This is a genomic window from Oligoflexus sp. (assembly GCF_035638955.1).
Taxonomy (GTDB): Bacteria; Bdellovibrionota_B; Oligoflexia; order Oligoflexales; family Oligoflexaceae; genus Oligoflexus.
In genome coordinates this window covers 1-13,138 of record NZ_DASQYZ010000017.1, presented here as the reverse complement: position 1 = coordinate 13,138, position 13,138 = coordinate 1, and the positions used below count along the sequence as shown (strand labels likewise).

Genomic DNA, 13,138 nt, shown 5'->3' with positions numbered 1-13,138 from the left:
AATCCATATTCCTGAAGGGGGTTTCCACCAAGAATGAGGTTTCAGCGATTTCCGGCCGCGGTATGGGCATGGATGCTGTTCGCTCCATCCTGCAAAGCAAAGGAGGAAATATTGAGGTTGTGTCGATGGGTGCACCAGACTCGAAAGGATTCATCAAATTTGCGTTCAAAATCACTTTGAACTCAGAACATATTTATCCCTATAACCTTAATGCCGTAGCTTCAAAAGTTGGACCGATAGTTCCCGAACGAGGCGTGAGTTGAAATGATTTCAGCCATGGATTGATAGCTCGGATACGCTTGGTGAATTTACATGATCACGAGCGAGCTGGCTCTGGCTCGTGCAGCCGAAAGAAAATGGCAAAACAGTGCAGTCGTTTCGGCAAAACCCATACCCTTACAGGATCGTTTAAAATTGTTTAAAATATACGATTTCTGCAGTCCAGTTCAGGCTTGTCTTGGAAGCGACGGGCTGAGCTGGGAATTCAATAAAACCCATCTGCCAGGCGAGACGCAGTATGGAGACTCTGTTCTGGCCCTGCACTGGCAGCCCCTCTTCAATGCCAAAGGGCTGATCACTCTTATTCTGGTTTCCGCCCGGGACATCACCTCGCTGCGCGCAAAAGAAAAATAGGCGCACGAGGAATCGGAAAGAGTGGAGCTGCTCAGGAAAAAGCTCGAGGAGGTCCCCGGCGGAAAAATCCCGCGCATTCGCGCCCTGTTCGCAGAATTAAGGGGGGAATGGGCCGAACTTGGTGAAAGCGTCCTTCAGCCTGATCGCCAGGTCGGCGTACCTAGAAGGCTTCATACCTGGAAGGGGGCGTCTCGCACGCTTGGTCTTAAGCTTCTGGCTGGACTCATTTTCACAGCGTGAGAGCCGGTCAGATTTAATTGAGCCAACACTCCCTTCAGTGTGTCCAGATACTCCCTCGGAGGAGTTGTCTTGCAACGCGGACAATGTTCAATCATTGCCATAAGTTCTACATCTTTCGGCATCAGACCCCTGGACGGGTTTGACGCGGAATTGGGAAACGTCGGACTTCTGAGATCCAACATCCTCTTTTTCGGCCCTGGTCATTGGATGTGGCAAAGTTGGATGTTTTTCCCATCAGGTAAATCAGATATTGTGGACAGATATCCAAGCCCTGTGAGTAATTTTATTTTCTTTGCAAGGGAATATGAGCATGCACCATGATGAAGTTTTTCATTTTCTGTCACTTCTGAAAAGCCCAGGCGTGGAGTTAAGGAAGGATGATTCATGGATTCTCGGCAAGAAGGCTTTCCTTATGCTTTCCCGGAGCGAGGAGGGGTGAAAGGATTTCGCGACCAGGACCATGGAGATGTTAAGGCAACACGCGAGTTTTCAAGTCACAAGCCAAAGCTTGAATTCGATAATAGGATATTTTAACATCGTCGGTGAGGAATAAATGAGTCCTGAAATGGTGGATTTGGGACGCGGAAGCTTGGTCTATCAGGTTCGTGGTTGGCTGAGGGACATTGGCGGCGGTTTTGACGCGAGGCGCCGTTCATGGCTGGTTCCCCGCGAAACAGAAGAGGAAGCGCGCCAGGTCATCAGTTCAGGCGGCCCTGGACGGGTGGCTGCCATCCCGGATCTTTTGGAAGTTGATGGCGAATGGGCCGAATTGGACAATAGGCGTGAAATTGAGGTTCCACTTGGACTCAAATTACCTCCTGTCCACGACCTGATGCTTATCTGCCTGAAGGCTTTAATCTCAATTAAGCAGCATCTTCAGCGAAGTACATGGAATGGGCAGGAAACTGAGAATTTCCTGAGTGCCAGAATTCGCCTTCTGGACACCGGTCATGGCATTGCGCAGATGAGCCGCGCCTTTGAAGCGCTTCAGAAAAGGTGGGCTCTGCAAAAAGCTGCACAGGATAACCAAAGGGGTTGCCAGTTGAACTTTCTTTTTGTCGACGACGAACCCGAGATCCTTGAGTGGTACCTGGACCTTTTTCGCTTTGTAGCTCCCGAAGCAAAACTTATTATGGCAGCGGACGGCAAGGCGGCTCTGGAGAGCTGCAGGTCCACGCAGTTTTCGTTGATCGTGACCGACTGCATCATGCCCAATATGGATGGAATGGAGTTCATTAGGAATTTAAGGTCCGAGAACACCTTGAGCAGGGCTGCACCCGTCATCATAGCTTCAGGGCGTGATCTCCCGGTGGATTTTATCGGAAAACATGAGAATGTTCACGAAATTCAGAAGCCAATCAACGGCCAAGTTTTGCTTAAATTGTCTTCAAAGCTGACAAAAATTCTCATTTTTTAGCCCTGGCATGGCAGCCATCCGGCTGCGAAAAGCGGGCTGACCGAGGCGCAGATATTGAAAGAATAGTTGTGGAATCACCTATTTTTCTGCCGGGAATCCGTGCATTGAATCAGCCAGCATCAAGTCGTCTGCGATGAATCCAAAGGCAGGGGAATACGCCGATTCCGTGAATAACTTTTATGCGATTGGCCTGCAGTCATGAATCATTTTAATCCTCGGGTTTGGATTTTTTCACGATCTTCGGCCGATCTGAGGGCTGGGAACGGTGCTCGATGACAGGGCTTGCCTCCCGGGAAGCCTTGTGCTTGCCGTGAATCTCACTCGTCCTCGCTTTCAGCTTTTTCCGCCACCGTTCGAAATCCGCCAGATATATGGAGCGGTCGGGCTCTGGCACATCCACGGCACCCACTTTCATTTTCGGCCATACCACTTCAAAGAATATATCGTTAAATTTTCGGATATGCCCTCGGCGGTGCATGAACTCTTCCGATCCCGTCACCAGAGCATGTATATCTGATGCCTTCAGGACCTCATCACGGGAGAGCAGAACTGCAGCTCCGGCAAATATGATGGCCCATTCCGGGTGAAGACGCCCCGGGTCCTTGAGCCGTTTGAAAAGATCGAATATCCCTTCCCCGTAAAGCTCTTTGAAAGTGAGGTATTCAAGCGGAGAAAATCGGATGAATGGGAAATAGCCGAGGCTCGTGGCCTCTGCGGTGAAGTCGGGACTTGAATCCGGGCTCATGATTCCCGCCTTAACATCGAAAGGTCGGAATCAGGAATTTTCATCCTCTCGCAGTCATGCCTTGTTCTATCGAGGTCGGGATGCTGCCTCCCTGGGCTGCCTTCGTCCTCAGGCAAAAGAGTATCCTTCATACTGATCCCCCCTTTCTTTTGCGCAGTCCCGGAAGTATCGGCTGGCTGCCATGATCATGGCCGGACGTTTGCTTACGCCTCCAGCTTCCAGGCCAGGAATTTGAGTGAAAATGTGCCGCCATCCGAGGCGGCACTCAAAGGGCCTGTCACCAGAAATTCTTTTTACCGGATTCAAATTTTGCATATCACTTCGCATTTTTCCACAAAAAACATGGTGCCGAACGGGTTCCGATCCAAAGGTAGATTTTTTCAGGTTCAGGGCGGCTTCTGCCAGGATATTCAAAGAATTGGTTCTTCAATATCCCACCCTTGATTGGTTTATCGATAACGTGGACATGTGCGTGCACACTTATCATGCCTTGCCGTGATGTTTACCGTGAAGCCCATCAGGCTTACGAGGGCGCTGACAACACTGAAGCCACTGAGCCTATCGATCTTCATTCATAATCCTTGTCGTCCATTCGCGGAAGCGAGCAGATCGTCAAATAGGAGATGCTGCATAAGTCTCAGGCGTAATTATGCAATATTACAGAATTTTTATTACGGATAAATTGAGGTGTAGGCTTCGCGGAGTTATCCCGATTGCAAGGGCGGGCCAACCCTCTTCCGAGACTTTTGAAGGCAAAAGCGAGTGGCGGCTTGATCATGGAGCGTATGAATTTGGTGAAAATAGCTCAGTTGTGGAATGCTCAGGTTGGTTCCGTATAGAATATAAATATCCGGCATATCCCGATGACGACCGGGTTTGCACATCCTCACCCGGCAAGGATCTCAATCATGCAAATCAGCATTCTCACGGCTTTCCTGGTTCTGCTCGGCACTGCCGCCTGCAAAGACAACGATCTAAAGGGCAATGAGACCAACGGCATCGACCGAACCTTGCAAGGGAAGCCAGACAAAGGTTCGGAAGAGCCTGTTGGAGTGCCCGGCTATCCCCTGGCCTGCAATTGGATATCAGCCCCCACCGGGGAGCCTCCAATCGGGATTATCGATTGTTTTTTGAGTGATGCTAACGGACAGCCTGCCAGCCTCAGTGAAGTACCGGTCTGGAAGGTTTCCTACGAAGGTCCTGCCCGGATCACGACCAGTCTTATCAATCAAAGTGTTCGTATAAGCGCTGCTGGCAAAAATCTGATTGAGGTCAACACCGCTCTCCTTGAGATGCAGGTGACTGTTGTCTTTAAAGGGGTCCAAAGAATTCTAACTGGTCGGGATGTCTTGAAGGCACAACCGGGGGAATGGCGATTTGTATCGGACTGCCAGAATGGTTTTGTACTTTTGGCAATGGATTCCACGGGCGGATATGGTGTCAACATTTCTGATCGCTTCAATGGCTGTGAACTTCTGAGCAGCCGGCTCATGAATCTTGTTATTCCCAACGCATCGATTCGAAATTTGCCGGACACGCATAAAGGGCTCGGAGGAAGCTGTAGCAATGGCCTCTTTACTTTGACCCTGGCTCAAACCCAGACCATTACCTTCGGTCCGTTTAGTCCCCAGGCATGTCTGGATTTAAGCTCTTTTGTTAACAGCATGGGTTTATAGGCCCTATTGCTTTTCCATGGCTGCCTATTCCCATGCGACAGCGAGGACTTGGGTTATTTGGATCCACAAGGAGTACAGATTGTGATCAGCATGATTATTATGCAATATTCATATCGTCTTATTTTTATTGAGATTTAATTAAGACTGAATCAAAATCGATAATTATAAAACTTGTATGGATGACCACTTCCAGGAAAAGGATCAAGATAGGAAAACCTTCAAACAGGTGGCGACTCCATTCCAGGGGAAGACAATTGGCTCCACCTAAGAGAATATCGGCAACGGCTGGCTGATTTGAATTATCCCTTGCCTGATTGCACACAGGCATTAAGAATCCCAAAACACAAACTGCACATAGTCTCGCGACAAGCCTGATCGATGTCCTTCTTGAGGATGTTCAGCCCGCCCTTGGGCACGGGAATCCATCGACGACCTAGAAATATAACAAAAGCCGCAAGGCTTATGAGAAAAACCCCGTCTATCGCATCGAGTACTAAAGTCTGACGTATATGCAGCATGTAGAACATGTCCGTGCATGCTGCTATTTGCTTGGAACATCACCGCCAGAGCTTCCGGCTCCTGGAAGAAAAAAAGGTTGATCAAGGTTCAACGCCGCGCAATTGAACTCGCCTCGACTGATCGAATCAGTCGCCTGATTCCCAAATCGACCGGGGCATTACCTCGAAGCGCACCGACTTCGCCGCTGAAATTATCGGGCAACTTTGCCAGGTAGCGATACTGCAGGGCCGCATGGGTCCGCCGATCCACAATAATCTCGCTAAGCAGGATGCACCGGCCCTCTTTCGGACAATTATAATATCCTTTTGCGATGATCCCGCTTAAGGCTTCCCGAGTAAGCTGCGCGGTAAACATGACGGTCCCAATGCTATCCTCTATGTGCCCTCTCAAACTAAATTTTTCCAGCTGCGAAGGGAGAGGGTGGATATGCCCGGGATTTTGCTCTGGTGAAAACATCAGGCGACCGGGGGTCAGCTCCGCTCCACTGATGAACCTGACTTTCTCTGGATCGAGATTTACCCACAACTGACTTGCACCAGTGACTTCAGTATCGATAAAAATGCCTTCCAAATGGTCATCGTAACCATCAACGATGTCACCGCTCACGTGTGCTGTATGAAAGCCCTCGATTCTGGACTTGTCAAAGATGATGTCCCTGGTTCCATGCTGGAGAATCATTGCAGGATGTGAGGGATGATAGGCACCAGCGTCGGCAATCAGCACCAAATCACGAAACGTCAGGCTTTGTGAACGTTCAATATGGATTCCTTGTCCAACGGACCAGCAATGCAGTGATTCAAAAGCGGTTCGCATGCCCTGAAGCCTCACGCTTCCTGCATGAAAGGCCGCAAAGCCAAGCCGACTGGCATATACGGTTAGCTGCTTATGCACAGGGAGTTGAAGCTCTTCGTAGGATTCAACTTCGACAGATTCACCCGAAAATCTGCTGCTGAGGTTTCCTCTTTCCGTTTCAGGTTCCAGAGCATAGACGATTCCAGCATGGCGAGCTCCGCTTACGAGGTTCCCCTCCATCACTACATTCCTGCTTCCAATCCAAAATCCATTTCCACCCTGACTTAACGACTCGATCTCAACGGGACCTTCCAGGTGGATACCGCCAACAGACCTGATTGCCATATTGTTGCGGAAGGTGCCACCCACAAATCCTTTGTGCGCGACAAAGTGAGAACCTGAGACATTGTAAGAGACACTGTTTTCCACAGATCCTGCGCCGCTTATTACCACACCCTGGCTTGGGCTTTCAACGATGGCAATGCCATGAACTAGTACAGGGGCCGGGTCATCAGTTTGCTGAACGGTCTTTAGCACCTGGAGAGGATATCGACCTTTGGGTATCGAGCCGGCACCGGGGGGTGTACCTGATACGGTGGTGTTGGTATCGGGTCCTGTTTCCAACCTGCCCAAGTGATGGAAACCTGCGTAAAATATGTGCGCCGCTTTGGGGTTTAAAAGCATGACATGGCCTCGTTCCCCTGAGGGGGTATTTGCACCAAGGGCGGACCGGAAACGTACGCTACGACTTAGATTTGCTACATGAAAGCTAAACCGCGGGTCTGCAGGTTCATGCGTGTAGCTAAGTGGTCTATCCAAAGTCAAATGGCGTCCATCAATTGCCATGATGATACGCTCCTCATCTTCAGTTTCCGGATCCTCATATTCAAATCCGTTCCAATGTTCCTGTACCCATCTGGTGCCTGTCAGGACGATCCTGTCACCCACCTGCCAGTGACTGGGAATATTGCTTAACTTGAGAGAGCTATCGCCTGACCTGGCAGCTCCCAGTGCAGGTGCAAAACTGCTTTTTGACTGGCCGTATACACTGAGACGTCCCGTGACAATGAGGCCCCGACTCAATAGGTCAGAGTCCCGGCTTGAGTCGAGAGGATCATGCTTGAAGACAATGTCCGCTTCCGCAAGAACAGGCTCATTTTCGCTACCGATAAGGATATGGCTCTCAGGGCCAGAGATGATTGTATCAACAACAAGCTGTGTATTTTGCACTGAAGCCCAGGAGAGCGATCCATCAACCAAAATCCATTTAAGCGGATTCTCACTGACAAGGTCATAAATGACATTAATTCCGTGGGGAATATGCACGCGGGCTCCATGCCCTGGAATCTCCTGAGTCGACCAGATCCTGGGATCAGACCATTGACCATTGCTTACGGCAACGTGTGTTGCAGGGCTCAAGCGGAGCCTGCCGAGCTCAAATAAAACCGCTTCGCCGGAATGGGCCGCAGCGTGGTCATGGTCTGATACCTGGGTTACGAGTTGAGTTCCGCAAACTTTTGCTAAAGAGCAGACATCGTGGAAACGATTGTAAATGAAGACCAGTACTAAAAATCCCAATATCGAGAGGAATGCTGATCCATTAACTTTCATCGACCGCTCCACTTCTTCCAGCCACTCAACTCACCAACATAACCGTGCAGGACTCCCCAAAGTGAGTCTGAAGGCATGCTAACTGATTTAAGACACGTGCTTTTAACCAGGATTTCTGAACGTTATCTGAACTGGTTTTTCGAAGTTGCACGAACAATATCGCAAGAACGTTTGAGAGGTAGCAGCGTATATGAATGAGGTGCAGCTTGATCATACTTTGGGAAAGGGACCTAGGCAGGACGTCCTGAATGCTGGCCGGCATTGGCTTCTTAGCCTCCTCCTGCATCACCAACGGACAGGGAGAGCCTGTTTCAGGAAGACCACAAATGATGCGCTTGCCGACATTATAAAATGGACATCAGCATGAGCCGACACGATGCAGACGTCACAAAACCGAATCAGTCTGCATTGCTACATCTGTCAATGATTTTTACAATTTGATCGCTATGTAATAGGTTTTTTCATAGTGATAAACTCGCACGTGATATGCCTCCTTATTCATGGCAATCGTGGTTCGCAGTAGAAATTACAAATCCGGAGCTGGTTGCCCTTGAAAAGAATCAAACTTCAGCTGAAGAGCCCAATTCCTATCGTCATAAATCAGGAATTAACAGTGGGATCAGGCTACTGTCTCACGCTTTCAGCGTCAGCCTCGCAGCGAACGGCAGTTTTCTTGCGAAAAAGCTGGAGTTTTGATATTTTTCCTGGATCCTATGAAGCACGTGTCTATCATTTACACCATGGTTTTCAATGACAATATGTAAATCCCTGATTTTGCTCTCGTCGTCCCGGACTTCTTCCAGGACATAATATGCGGTGACGTACATGATGATTAATTTTCTCATCGGAAAGAATGGCATTCGAGTAGGAGCCATGAAGGGCAAACGGCACGGCTTGCCACCCAGAAGGAAGATAAAAAATGCTTGATCGCATAGTCCGTGAGCACAGCTACGCAATGAATGCGAAGGTGGAACCAAAGCCCTTAGCGCCTGAGCCGGAGCTGATTCTTGATTATGACGTTGTGCGAGTGCGTCTGCCCAACCGTGCTGCGAAGCTCCGCCGTCGCCAGGAAATGGCTGAAAAAGCCCGGAAGGCAGCTGAAGAGAAAGTCATGATCGGGCTCCAGCGCCTGGCGGCTCAAGAAGAAGAGACTGCACGTCAAAAGGCGGCGAACTCCTGGCGTCTGGCTGGATTGCGTCGACGACAGGCCGTGTTTGACTATCTGCAGGGCCGTGAGCTGCCAAGGGTTGATGCTTCGGATGTATCGCTCAAAAAATTGCTGGCTGACATTGAGATCGAGCGCGAGGAGAGCGTGGCCAGTGAGCTTTTGGATGAATATCGCTCGAAGCTGGCAGGCCATGAGGTATTTCCGGTATTCTCCGGCATGCGACTTTACGTCGATGGCAGATGGGGGTGGGTAATCGGTATAAATCTCGAATGCTGTGCCATGACCATGCGTGGCACAAAGGGCCAGACCGATGTTGATTGGGATCGGGCACTTCGATGTTTTGATGCCGGGTCAGGGACCGCGGATGCGGGCAGGGATGATGACAATCTGGTGAAGAAGTTGCGCTTTGAGCACAAGAACATATGGCCGGAGGACTGGGATTTTCCTTTTGTAACCGGTGCGCGCCTTTGCGTGAAAGGCAGGTGGGGGGTGATTTTGAAGACTAAGGTAAAGCGCGCTATTATTCTGCTCGATGGCCAGAAAAAGGCCAGAGATTATTTTTGGGAGCCGATTCTTAAGGAGCAGAAAAAGCTCCTTGAGATGGGCTTTCAGGGGAGCAATTTGAATTGTGAGTCCGTTGAAATTTGAGCAGCACGGTATCGCCGCTTTTAAAAAGTTAACCAATGTTTTGGAGCGATCCGCTTTTTCAGGTCCGGCCCTGATCATGGACGCGAGCGGGTTTTGTAGGCCCTTGTTCCAATCGGAGTTTTTTTCATCCATTAACTTCAACCATCATGATATTCTGGTCACTGCCCTTCCGCAGTGAAAGCGATGACTTGGAAGCAATCGTTTTTATGCCGGCGTTTCAAAACCGGCAATTTTTTTGTGGCCGGGTTTTCAGAGTGATGTCATTATTTGGCTGAAGCAGGTTTTTAAGAGTCGAGCCGTTCATGTCTTCTGGTATGAGCGGTTTTTCGAGTTGATTGAAACAAACTTGTAGGCGATAATTGGGGGTATAATTTACTGAATTGCGAATTGGGTAAGGCCACTGGCGATATTGCTGGTGGCATTTTTTCTGGCGAAATTCTTCTGATCAGCGATATTGCCCGTTAACGATATTTCTGCCGCGCCCGCTCCTCCAAGCAAAGGAAGTCTGGCGGAATCCCAACCCGGCCACGCCTCATGCAAGTGTTTGCATGATTTCAGATCTCAGAAAACCCGGGCCATGACGGCCATTGACGCTGTCGGATTCGTCGTCTTTGCAGCGCCAGTTGCCATAGGTTTCGGCCAGGTGCCTGATTTTTACTCCTGAACTTTGAAACGAAGTGCCCTGGAGTGCGCCAATTTTCTCACGAACGTATTTTTTGTCGATAGGACCGAACTCAAAAAATGCCTCCAGCACCAGGTCCTTTAGCAGGTCTGCGTGTATGGAAAGCTCGGCCCAGGTGTCTGATATTTTGGATGCCTCAACGGCCATTTTCACGATGTTGAGGCTGACACGAAGCTTCGATGCATCCTGAGTATTCTGCGCGATTACTATCAATGGCAGCTTTAACGGATCATCTGATAAGGTCCCACCCGTACCCCAAATCTGGTTTTCCTCGAAGAGTCTTTCCAGCAACGTCATGACAGGCTTGGGAGTTGACCCTGCGAAACGCGCCTTCAAGGCCTGTGATCGGCTTTTGCGTAGCGCCATATTGCGTGTTTTGGCCGATCTCAACGCCCGCCTGGTGTTTCTCATAGACCCACACCTCCCCTGCGTTTTGATAGATCGATAATATCATAAGTGCGTTAATACTTTCGACGCACTTTGATATTCCCCGCCAGGTTTCATCGACCTGTCCGCAGTTCCTCACTCTCAACATACCATCCTCTCGACCACCCGTCCCAGCGCCGCCTTGCTGCCGGCATTCATGACCAGAATTCCAAGCTCCTCATCCACATCGGTGGCCACCTGCGATTTTGCAAGAAGCAGGGAGAGCAGATAGTTGAGATTGGGGTCGGTGACCACAGCGCTCATCCTTCTTTTTTCAGCGGCCGTGATGCCATGTCTTGCCAGGGCAGCCTTCAGCCTTTCGTTCTCAATAATAAGCCGCCGGCGCTCGCGCCTTGTGTGATCATTTGCCTCCGATGATTTGAGGTCCCTCAACTCCTGCGAGAGCCTTTGATTGCGGGCTGTTTCCTCGATAAGGCGGCGCCGGTAGGGGTCCCTGACCATGGCGGCGGTTCCGATTCCCCCCGGCTGTTTCCGTCCGCTGAGCAGAGCCTCAAGGGTGGCGAGAAGCGTGGGTTTTTTGTGCCTTCCCCTGGGATCACCCCGCCCCTTGACATCGGAAAAGATTGTGTTCGCCAGGCGTGTGATGGTTCCAGCGGTAATCCTTTGCGGGTTCCGCTCGATCAGCTCAAGTGCTTTTTTCGGCCATCGCCCGCAGACTTTTCTGTATCGGCTTATATCCTGCTTTGTAATCAGGAGTTCGCGGGCGATGGCCTGGGGCTTATGCCCATTGCAGACGGCCTCGTGGATGATGCGGGCATTCCTGAGCCACTGGGCCGAGGACCTGGGCCGTCGGATGAAGCCTGAGCACAGCGGTGCTCCGGGTGTTTCATCGAATTTATTCTGAAGAGTCGGCGCATCAATATCATTCCCCAATAATGCCGACAGTCGTGTGCTATCCATGGAGGCCTCGTCGTTCTAAAATCCATATTGGACAATTGCAGTTTACTTCAGTATTTATAGTTAAATACATGTTATAAAAAAGTCAAAGAAAACTGACTTGCGGTAAATGTATATTATTTAGGCAAATTTCCCGAAGCGTTGGATATGTGTCAGAATTCAAAGTCCTCTGTACTGTCGTTCAAAGTCGTCTTCAATGACCGATGTGATCTCGAATTCTGCCCAAAAAAAAGTCATAACTGTAAAATAAATCATTGAGTTGGTTTCCAATGTAAACCAAACGCTCGTTTGGTTGCCAGCTGTCCAGCAAGGATGGCAAACTGGAAACCAACTTAACGGACTATTTGCCAGTCAGGGAGTGACTCATGGCGTTCTATATTTATTCACGTGTTTCCACGGATGGGCAGAGTACGGACGCGCAGGTCATGGCTTTAACCAGAAAATATCCGCACGCGGATGTCGTAACTGAAACGCGCTCTGGAGCCAAATCAAGGCCCTTCCTTACTGCGCTGCTTGAGCAGCTCATGGCAGGGGATACCCTCATCGTTGCGGCTCTGGACCGCCTTGGACGCAGGACAACTGAGATCCTTGCTCTCATCGAGGACCTTCAACGACGAAACGTGAACCTCATTTCAGAGCGTGAAGGGGTTGATTACGGAAGTCCAACAGGAAGGCTGGTGACGCAGATCCTGGTATCAGTGGCTGAAATGGAGCGAAATCTCATCGCCGAGAGAACCCGTGCGGGGCTGGCTGCAGCAAGGGAAAAGGGCAGGCTTATCGGACGCAGACGGAGCATTTCAGAGGATATCATCCACCGTGCTGTCCACCTGGTTTCGGAGGGGACAAGTATCAGAAAAGCGGCCAGGGCAGCAGGCATCTCGCACACGCATCTTGCCAATATATTGAAATTCAATGCCTCCGAGGGCAAATCCCAGGAGAGAGTGAAAAGGCGAGAGCTGCAGCCAATGGCAAACTTACATGTCCTTCCGTCCTATTCGAAAGACGATGCTACAACATAACATCAGGATTGTTGGTGTTGTGTTATTTATTCGGCGCTGCAGCGGATTGATTTGCCTATGAATTAAGCATTTCCACGCCTGCTCAATTCACGAAGTCTGGTCTGGTGCAATTTGAAGCGCACAGACCGAACGATTGAAAGGACAGCGACCATCAGGTCCATGGTCCTTGCTGATGGCGCAGGATCATTCTGGAGCTGCTTTGACAGGCACAAGGCGACCAAACAAACACAATCCATGGCTGCCTTGACAATTGGCTTAAAAGGCCTATTTCCGGCTCCTACAGCCATGTTTTTCCCGGCGGCATCTGGATGAAGCGGAGCCGGGGTGGCGAAGGCCAAAACGTCTCCATACTGTCCAGGAAGCACCGAACTGCCGCTTAAGGACGGCGCAGAATTACGCGCTGTACGCGGATTTCGCCCGGCCTTTGTAGCAGGATCTTGAGTTCAGTTGCCAGGGCATTGCTATAGCCTATGCAGGCATCGGCTTGACCGACTCTCACATAACGAACGCCGCGCATGAGTTTGCATTCCTTGTCAGAATTGCCACTGTTCTCACCCATGACTCCCACATTCAAGGGAAGACGGGGATCGGGCCGCCCGAAGAATCCTGTCCTTTGCGAAACAGAAACCGTTTCGTCTTTGACT

The 13,138-nt window shown here is 50.2% G+C and carries 11 protein-coding genes and 1 pseudogene; 6 read left to right on the top strand and 6 right to left on the bottom strand.

Annotated features, from left to right (window positions below; all coding sequences use genetic code 11):
• Both VE954_RS02150 and VE954_RS02145 read left to right on the top strand, forming a co-directional pair.
• Positions 1-263 (top strand): annotated as a pseudogene (locus tag VE954_RS02150) (hypothetical protein); the annotation flags it as partial.
• A gap of 49 nt (positions 264-312) precedes the next feature.
• The gene (locus VE954_RS02145) at positions 313-633 is read left to right on the top strand and encodes a hypothetical protein (RefSeq protein WP_324949179.1); all 321 of its coding nucleotides are present in this window, start codon (positions 313-315) and stop codon (positions 631-633) included.
• Positions 634-1,073: 440 nt separating this feature from the next.
• Here the strand turns inward: VE954_RS02145 and VE954_RS02140 are convergent, their stop codons facing one another.
• Positions 1,074-1,259, bottom strand: a complete 186-nt coding sequence (locus VE954_RS02140; RefSeq protein WP_324949177.1) for a hypothetical protein — start codon at positions 1,257-1,259, stop codon at positions 1,074-1,076.
• A 167-nt stretch (positions 1,260-1,426) separates the two neighbouring features.
• Between VE954_RS02140 and VE954_RS02135 the strand changes: the two genes are divergently transcribed.
• Entirely contained in the window at positions 1,427-2,290 is an 864-nt protein-coding gene (locus VE954_RS02135) for a response regulator (RefSeq protein WP_324949175.1), read from the top strand.
• Positions 2,291-2,498: 208 nt separating this feature from the next.
• Here the strand turns inward: VE954_RS02135 and VE954_RS02130 are convergent, their stop codons facing one another.
• A complete protein-coding gene (locus VE954_RS02130; RefSeq protein WP_324949173.1) occupies positions 2,499-3,035 on the bottom strand; it encodes a hypothetical protein in 537 nt (178 codons plus the stop codon).
• Positions 3,036-3,943: 908 nt separating this feature from the next.
• Between VE954_RS02130 and VE954_RS02125 the strand changes: the two genes are divergently transcribed.
• Positions 3,944-4,711 carry a hypothetical protein gene (locus tag VE954_RS02125; protein WP_324949171.1) on the top strand — a complete coding sequence of 256 codons (768 nt, stop codon included), beginning with the start codon at positions 3,944-3,946 and terminating at the stop codon, positions 4,709-4,711.
• Between the two features lie 606 nt (positions 4,712-5,317).
• Here the strand turns inward: VE954_RS02125 and VE954_RS02120 are convergent.
• A complete protein-coding gene (locus VE954_RS02120) occupies positions 5,318-7,633 on the bottom strand; it encodes a G8 domain-containing protein (protein WP_324949169.1) in 2,316 nt (771 codons plus the stop codon).
• A gap of 919 nt (positions 7,634-8,552) precedes the next feature.
• Between VE954_RS02120 and VE954_RS02115 the strand changes: the two genes are divergently transcribed.
• The gene (locus VE954_RS02115) at positions 8,553-9,449 is read left to right on the top strand and encodes a hypothetical protein (RefSeq protein WP_324949168.1); all 897 of its coding nucleotides are present in this window, start codon (positions 8,553-8,555) and stop codon (positions 9,447-9,449) included.
• A gap of 532 nt (positions 9,450-9,981) precedes the next feature.
• Here VE954_RS02115 and VE954_RS02110 read toward each other — a convergent pair.
• Both VE954_RS02110 and VE954_RS02105 read right to left on the bottom strand, forming a co-directional pair.
• On the bottom strand, positions 9,982-10,542 hold the full coding sequence (locus tag VE954_RS02110; protein ID WP_324949166.1) for a hypothetical protein: 561 nt from the start codon (positions 10,540-10,542) through the stop codon (positions 9,982-9,984).
• Positions 10,543-10,659: 117 nt separating this feature from the next.
• On the bottom strand, positions 10,660-11,478 hold the full coding sequence (locus VE954_RS02105; RefSeq protein ID WP_324949164.1) for a hypothetical protein: 819 nt from the start codon (positions 11,476-11,478) through the stop codon (positions 10,660-10,662).
• A 362-nt stretch (positions 11,479-11,840) separates the two neighbouring features.
• Between VE954_RS02105 and VE954_RS02100 the strand changes: the two genes are divergently transcribed.
• Positions 11,841-12,494 (top strand): recombinase family protein, encoded by a 654-nt coding sequence (locus VE954_RS02100; RefSeq protein ID WP_324949162.1) that lies wholly within the window; start codon positions 11,841-11,843, stop codon positions 12,492-12,494.
• Positions 12,495-12,870: 376 nt separating this feature from the next.
• On the opposite strand, the gene VE954_RS02095 is transcribed toward VE954_RS02100, so the two are convergent.
• Positions 12,871-13,138 (bottom strand): hypothetical protein (locus VE954_RS02095; RefSeq protein ID WP_324949160.1); only part of this gene is annotated, 268 nt, incomplete at its 5' end.

Excerpts from the sequence above, each read along its gene's own strand:
- VE954_RS02145 (WP_324949179.1), top strand. The coding sequence starts at position 313 with ATGATCACGAGCGAGCTGGCTCTGGCTCGTGCAGCCGAAAGAAAATGG.
- VE954_RS02140 (WP_324949177.1), bottom strand. The coding sequence starts at position 1,259 with ATGAATCATCCTTCCTTAACTCCACGCCTGGGCTTTTCAGAAGTGACA.
- VE954_RS02135 (WP_324949175.1), top strand. The coding sequence starts at position 1,427 with ATGAGTCCTGAAATGGTGGATTTGGGACGCGGAAGCTTGGTCTATCAG.
- VE954_RS02130 (WP_324949173.1), bottom strand. The coding sequence starts at position 3,035 with ATGAGCCCGGATTCAAGTCCCGACTTCACCGCAGAGGCCACGAGCCTC.
- VE954_RS02125 (WP_324949171.1), top strand. The coding sequence starts at position 3,944 with ATGCAAATCAGCATTCTCACGGCTTTCCTGGTTCTGCTCGGCACTGCC.
- VE954_RS02120 (WP_324949169.1), bottom strand. The coding sequence starts at position 7,633 with ATGAAAGTTAATGGATCAGCATTCCTCTCGATATTGGGATTTTTAGTA.
- VE954_RS02115 (WP_324949168.1), top strand. The coding sequence starts at position 8,553 with ATGCTTGATCGCATAGTCCGTGAGCACAGCTACGCAATGAATGCGAAG.
- VE954_RS02110 (WP_324949166.1), bottom strand. The coding sequence starts at position 10,542 with ATGAGAAACACCAGGCGGGCGTTGAGATCGGCCAAAACACGCAATATG.
- VE954_RS02105 (WP_324949164.1), bottom strand. The coding sequence starts at position 11,478 with ATGGATAGCACACGACTGTCGGCATTATTGGGGAATGATATTGATGCG.
- VE954_RS02100 (WP_324949162.1), top strand. The coding sequence starts at position 11,841 with ATGGCGTTCTATATTTATTCACGTGTTTCCACGGATGGGCAGAGTACG.